Annotated in this window: 4 protein-coding genes; all 4 read left to right on the top strand. The window is 42.0% G+C overall.

Annotated elements, in window-relative coordinates:
• Window positions 1-27 precede the first annotated feature (27 nt).
• Window positions 28-2,526, top strand: a complete 2,499-nt coding sequence (gene recG / locus OSCI_RS18205) for an ATP-dependent DNA helicase RecG (RefSeq protein ID WP_007356549.1) — start codon at window positions 28-30, stop codon at window positions 2,524-2,526.
• A gap of 40 nt (window positions 2,527-2,566) precedes the next feature.
• Entirely contained in the window at window positions 2,567-2,743 is a 177-nt protein-coding gene (locus OSCI_RS31605) for a hypothetical protein (RefSeq protein WP_007356548.1), read from the top strand.
• A 355-nt stretch (window positions 2,744-3,098) separates the two neighbouring features.
• The gene (locus OSCI_RS18195; protein WP_007356545.1) at window positions 3,099-4,184 is read left to right on the top strand and encodes a DNA cytosine methyltransferase; all 1,086 of its coding nucleotides are present in this window, start codon (window positions 3,099-3,101) and stop codon (window positions 4,182-4,184) included.
• Complete coding sequence (locus tag OSCI_RS18190; RefSeq protein ID WP_007356544.1) at window positions 4,181-7,132, top strand: ATP-dependent helicase; 2,952 nt, start codon at window positions 4,181-4,183, stop codon at window positions 7,130-7,132. Before OSCI_RS18195 ends, OSCI_RS18190 begins: the two co-directional genes overlap by 4 nt.
• Window positions 7,133-7,248: the final 116 nt, after the last annotated feature.

The following is a 7,248-nucleotide window of genomic DNA, read 5'->3' as shown; positions in this document are numbered from 1 at the left end:
TAACCCCTAGCCCCTAGCTATATAATAATGATGACGGATCAACCAGATTGGGTGCGACTGCAAAAAGCTCTCTCCGTAGAGGCGGAACGTGGATTTACTGACTTACAAGGTTCTCAACACCGCTTCAGTGACTTTCTAAGTCTGAGTTTGAGTCAAGCCACTGATATCATACCGTTTAGCGATCGCAACCGATGTCTGCATCTGGCGGCGCAGTTTGTCAGTTATCCTGAAATGGAACTAGAAGAGCGCCAATCTCTTGTCGCTGAAACACGGCGTTTTCTCATGCAAGTCCAGCGAGTCTGCGAACACCAGAACTTTGGTATCGGACAGAAAGTGAGAGAACAGACACCGGAATATACTCCTTCTTCCCCAGTACCCAATACCCGAACTGCGCCGCTGAGTCAAAACCCTCCACCACCAAGCCTCTCTCTCGATCAACCTCTAAACCGTGTAACAGGTATCGGGCCGAACAATGGCAATCGTTTAGGCAAATTGGGGTTATTAACTGTATACGATTTATTATACTATTATCCCCGCGATCACATTGATTATGCTCGGCAAGTGAGCATCCGCGAACTCGCAGCGGGAGAAACTGTGACTTTAGTGGCAACTGTGAAGCGCTGCAACTGCTTTAGTAGCCCAAAAAACAATAAATTGACGATTCTAGAGCTGATTTTAACGGATCGGACGGGTCAAATCAAGCTGAATCGCTTTTTTCATGGCAATCGCTACAGCAATCGTGGCTGGCAGGAACAGCAAAAGCGTTATTATCCAGTGGGTGCGGTAGTAGCGGCTTCGGGGTTGGTGAAGCAAGGGAAATATGGGGTAACGCTGGAAAATCCCGAAATAGAAGTGCTCGACTCCGACGGTGGCACGATAGAATCAGCTACGGTGGGGCGGTTAGTACCTGTTTATCCCTTGACGGATGGGGTAGATGCGGGGGTGGTGAGGCGGGGGATGGCTGCGGCTTTACCGGCGGTTAAGCAAGTACAAGAGTCTTTACCTGAAAGTTTGCGCGATCGCTATAGTTTAATGGGGATAGCCGATGCCCTTAGTAATATTCATTTTCCTCTAGATAGAGATTGTCTGTCAGCATCCCGTCGCCGCTTAGTTTTTGATGAGTTTTTCTATTTACAATTAGGACTGTTAAAACGCCGCCAAATGCACCGCAAAGCTCAAGCGAGTGCAGTGCTAATTCCGAATGGGGAATTGCTGAATAATTTCTATAATATCATCCCATTTAAGTTAACAAATGCTCAGCAAAGAGTAATTAATGAGATCCTCAATGATTTAGCATCACCAGAACCGATGAATCGGCTGGTACAAGGAGATGTCGGCGCGGGTAAAACTGTGGTAGCGGTGGTGGCAATACTAGCAGCAATTCAATCTGGATATCAAGCAGCTTTGATGGCACCGACTGAAGTTTTAGCAGAGCAACATTATCGCAAGTTAGTAGGTTGGTTAAATTTAATGCACTTGCCAGTTGAACTGTTAACTGGTTCGACCAAAGTAGCGAAACGCAGAGAAATTCATTCGCAGTTAGAAACGGGGCAATTAAAAGTTTTAGTTGGAACTCATGCCTTGATTCAAGATACAGTTAATTTTGATAAATTGGGTTTAGTTGTAATTGATGAACAGCACCGATTTGGGGTACAGCAACGGGCAAAGTTGCAGCAAAAAGGCGAGTCTCCTCACGTATTAACGATGACCGCAACACCTATTCCTCGGACGCTAGCTTTAACCTTACACGGCGATCTAGATGTGAGTTTAATTGATGAATTACCTCCCGGAAGACAGGCAATTCAAACAACAATATTGACGGGAAAAGAACGCAGTCAAGCTTATGAATTGATTCGGCGGGAAGTGGGGGGAGGTCGTCAAGTTTATGTGGTTTTGCCTTTGGTAGAAGAGTCAGAAAAACTAGACTTACGTTCGGCTATTGAGGAACAGGAGAAACTAAAGACAACGATATTTCCTGAGTTTAAAGTAGGTTTGTTACACGGTCGGATGACAAGTGCAGAAAAGGATGAGGCAATTACCAAGTTCCGGGATAGAGAAACTCACATTTTGGTATCGACAACTGTTGTAGAAGTGGGTGTTGACGTTCCGAATGCAACAGTGATGTTGATTGAAAATTGTGAGCGTTTCGGTTTGTCGCAGTTGCACCAATTACGAGGTCGTGTGGGTAGGGGAAGCGATCGTTCTTATTGTTTGTTAATGCGGGGTTCTAATGCTGGGGAAGCTTTGCAGCGAATGAAGGTTTTAGAACAGTCGCAAGATGGGTTTTTTATTGCAGAAATGGATATGAGATTGCGGGGGCCAGGTCAGGTTTTAGGCACTAGACAGGCGGGTTTACCGGATTTTGCCTTGGCAAGTTTAGTGGAAGATCAAGAGGTTTTGGAATTGGCAAGGGAGGCGGCGAAGAGGGTGATTGATGAGGATGAAAGGTTGAATCAAATGCCTGCAATTAGAGATGAATTAGAGCGGAGATATCAGCGGATGATGAGTGGTTCTATTTTGACATAAGCTTGAGGAGGAAGAAGGAAGAAGGAAGAAGGAACAGGAAGTGGATAGATTGCTTGCGGATGTTAAGGAACGTTACGAACAGGTGAAGCGCGATCGCGATCGCCAGGTTGAACTGGGACATCGACGGGAGGATATTCGTCAGCAGCAACGTCGAAATCCTTTACCTGAGTTTAAGGGGCAGAATTGCGACAAATTCAGCAGGAATTGGAAACTATAGAACTTAATTTGGAAAGTAGTCTGTTTAGTTGGGGAAGTTTGAAGGAACCTTTTTGGCAGGCTGTGCGGTTTGGGGGTGTGGGAATTATTATTGGTTGGATGTTGAAGTCTTTTGTGGGGTAGGATAGATAATTTAGAGAAGTTGGGATTGACACTAACTTGGTCGGAGGAGTACCGTGTAGTAACAGTGTGGTTGAATGTAATTTACCAGCGGTTAGCTGCTAAACTTAAGAAGGTGGGCAAATTTAATTAAGAATCTTTATCGATCCAATAAATACTATTAATCAAGAAAAGTCTGTACATACGTATTCTATAATCTAATTGATAATTTATTGAGTATGAGCGTCTAAAAAACCATGAGAAGTGTAAAAGTAAAAGATAGAAATAATAATCATTCAGCGAAGCGATTGCTGACTGCGGTGGATCTTTTCTGTGGGTGTGGTGGAGTGACGGAAGGATTAACGAATCATAATATTAGGGTAGTAGCTGCTGTTGATAATAATCCGATTGTATGTAAGACCTATAAAATCAATCATCCAAACGTGAATCTTTATGAGTCTGATATTGCATTACTTGATCCGATGGATATTCGCCAGAATGATTTAAAGGGAGCTGATGTGGATATTCTAGTTGTCTGTGCGCCCTGCCAACCATTCAGCAGTCAAAATCGTACCAAAAAACAAGATAAACGTTCAAACTTAATTTTTGAGGCTGTTAGATTTGCAAGAGACTTACGTCCTTCGGTAATTTTTTTTGAGAATGTACCTGGACTTGCAACAGAAAAATATAGAGAAATAATCAATAAACTCAAACATGATTTACTGGAACTTGGCTATCAATTAGGTGAACCTATTCGAGTTGATGCGGCTGACTACGGTGTACCTCAACGTCGTATTAGATGTATTCTTTTTGCTGTTTTAAATTCTGAATTACCTATTATACCCCCACCTATAACTCCAACTGGGAGTCGAATTACAGTAAGACAAGCAATTGGTAATCTTCGATCGCTAAAATCAGGGCAGAAAGATCCAGGCGATCCTCTTCATTATGCCAGTTCACATTTGCCCATAGCTCTAAAGCGCTTACAACACATTCCTAAAGATGGTGGAAATCGTTTTTCATTGCCACCTGAATTAGAACTCAAATGCCATAAAAATCATAAAGGTCATGGAGATGTCTATGGAAGAATGCGTTGGGATGATGTTGCACCAACACTAACTACAGGCTGTACTGATGTAACTCGCGGACGATTCTCCCATCCAGAAGATGATAGAGCTATTACTCTTCGTGAAGCTGCTATTCTCCAATCATTTCCGCTTGATTATAAATTTGTAGGAACTAAGTCTCAAATAACTGAACAAATTGGAAATGCTGTGCCTGTTCAGTTAATGGAAGCACTAGCTCCCTCTTTAAGGATTGCTATAAATAGAGGTAGAAAATGACATTAAATTATACAGTTGAGCAGCAACAAGCTATTGCACATCGTGAAGGAAACCTATTGATCATTGCTTGTGCAGGAAGTGGTAAAACAGAGGTTATTTCTAAGCGAATTGCACAAATGGTTGATGAAGGAGTATCGAAACAATCTATTATTGCCTTCACTTTTACAGAAAGAGCCTCTCGCGAGCTAAAAACTCGAATTAGAGGTCATTTAGAAGATATTAACCCAGATGATGCCTCCCTTGGAGATATGTATGTTGGGACAATCCATAGTTTTTGTTTACAATTACTTAAAGAAATTGATACTCAATACCGTAATTTTGAGGTAATGGATGATGTTCGACAAGCAGCGCTAATAACTGCCAACTACCATTATTATGAAGATAGTGGAAAAGGAATTGGACTTAATCAGCTTCGTCAACAGATAAGGGGAGAGGGTTATTGGGATGCTCTTGATTGGTTTACTACAACCCTAAATGTCATTCATCTCAAAAGAATTGACCCAGAAAATCTTCAAACTGAGCATTTGAGTGGTGCGGTTCAACGTTATAAACAACTTGCCCAAGAGCGCCCCAACTGCTTTTTTGATTTTAATACAATTATTGGAGAACTTTTATCTCGTTTGTCAGAGCCAGCTTTGTTAGAGCAGGTACGCTCTAAGTTCCGTTACTTAATTGTAGATGAATATCAAGACGTTGATCCTCGTCAAGAAGAATTGATTCGTATTCTTTCAGACGGTGGAACTCGAATGTCAGTGTGTGTTGTAGGTGATGATGACCAAGCAATCTATGGCTGGCGCGGAACAGATATCAAAAATATATTAACTTTTGAACAGCGATATCCAAATGTAACTCGCATTGAATTAATCAACAATTTCCGTAGCACTCACGCAATAGTTGAAATTGCTAATAAAGCTGTGAGACAGCTTCCTGTTAACTGTCGGCTAAACAAGGCGATGGTTGCTAGGTACTGGCAATCTGAACAAGATGTTGTAGTTCTTAGGGAGCGCATGGCCGAGCTGGGCGATATTCGCAGGCAGGAATTTCCCTCAGATGAAGCCGAAGCTGCGTGGGTAGCTGAACGGATTAAGTATTTGCGAGGTACAGTAATTGAGGAAAAAGATGGCACTGAACGAGCGATAGACTATGCTGATATGGCAATTCTCCTGCGGAGTGTTCGTTCTTCCGGGCAAGTATTCGTTGATGCCCTTCGCGAGCAAGGGATACCTTTTGTAGTCAAAGGAACAAGAGGTCTATTTAGCCATGATGAAGTTTTACTTGTCCAGGCAGCATTTTGTCAGTTAGCACAAAGGGAATTTTCTTATACTGATATGACTGGAAAATTCCACTCATTCACTGTCAATAAAACAAGAGAGTTTGTTCGAGATACAGTTCGACGGCTACGTGACAGACAGCAAATGTCACAAGCAGATGCTACTTCCTTTTTGGAATGGATAGCTAAACAACGTGAAAAACTAAATCGTCAGAGTTTACCAAAAGAAGAGCGCGATGGTATTAGTAGACGTATCTACCCACAAGATATTTTTCAGGAAATGCTTGAGGAACTGGGAGCTAGTGCAGAAACTCAACCTTGGTCAGACGATATTTTATACAATTTAGGGCGCTTTAGCCACCTTCTGACGCAATTTGAATCAGTTAAGCAATGGATAGAACCAAGGGATCTCACTCCTCTTTGCCTTTTTCTAGGTGGTTGGGCAGCAGGTAAAACTGATGATGGTGGAGTTGATGAAATTACCACACCTAATGCCGTACAAATTATGACAATTCATGCTGCCAAAGGTTTAGAATGGCCTGTTGTTTTTGTCCCTCGTGTGTCTAGTTCCAACTTTCCAAGCAGCCGTCGTAATCAGGGGCCAGAAACTTTTTTAACTTCACAGGAGTTTGATCGCTCTGAATATGCAGGTGGTGATGCAGGAGAGCGGAGACTTTGGTATGTAGCACTTACCCGTTGCAGAAAATTTTTACATATTTCTAGCCAAGATAGGCATAGAAAAAAACCAAGTGATTTTTATAAAGAAATTACACATGATTATGTTAAAGGAGATGGGAATGATCCAACATTTCGTCGGCGTGATATTCCTATTGCCCCAGTCAATACCGAGTTACTCCCCACAACATACTCTGACTTAAACTACTACTGGAAATGCCCATTCGACTATAAACTTCGCTGCTTAATGGGATTTGGGCCCAGTGTCAAACAGGATTTTGGCTATGGTCAACAAGTTCATAATATTTTAGCTGAAATTCACCAGAGAATAGCACAAAATTCAGAGGCACATTTGTCAATTACAGAGGATTTTTTAGAAAACTTAGTTGAGCGACAATTTAATCTTCGTTACACACGAGGGAAACCTTTAGAAGCTCTAAAAAATGCTGCTAAACGGTCTATAATTAGGTATTGGCAATTCTATAGAGATCGTGCTGAATTAGCTTTTGAAGCAGAAAAACCATTTGAATATGTTGATCGGCAAAGTGGCGCATTAATTAGTGGGACGATTGATTTATTGCAAATAGTAGATTCTGGCGGACAACAAGAGTATCCAATTCCTGTTTGTGTAGTTGATTTTAAAAGTCAAAAGTGGGAGAAAGATCCTCAAAGTTATCGCGAAAGAAGAAATGATGTTACTAGGCAACTCCGGTTGTATGCGGCTGCTGTTCGTCATGCTTTAGGTTACGATCCAGACAACGGCGCTGATGCACACTTTCTCGCTCCTGAACCTCCAGATTCAGAGCTTGTAAACCTGGGGGTTGAGGAAAGGTTTACAGTGGATGTTGGCGATGAGTATCAGAATCAGGTTAGAGAAGAGGTTAGACAAGCCGTAGAAGGAATAAAGTCTGGACTATTTCCTCTCACAGGTAGTCAGTCTGACCCGCCTCGATGTTCAAAATGTGATTTCAAAAAAATTTGTCCTGGATTTAGGCTCTCATAATCAAAGTGACCAAGAATACTTAAGATGAGTTAAAATAGTTGAAACTCTTGCAGCGATTTAGTTTCACTGATTCTGTAATCTCTCCCTGCTTATAAAAAAGCCTTTACCGTGCGATC

The organism is Kamptonema sp. PCC 6506 (assembly GCF_000180455.1).
In the GTDB taxonomy this organism is placed as follows: domain Bacteria; phylum Cyanobacteriota; class Cyanobacteriia; order Cyanobacteriales; family Microcoleaceae; genus Kamptonema; species Kamptonema formosum.
This window is presented reverse-complemented; position numbering and strand designations above follow the sequence as displayed.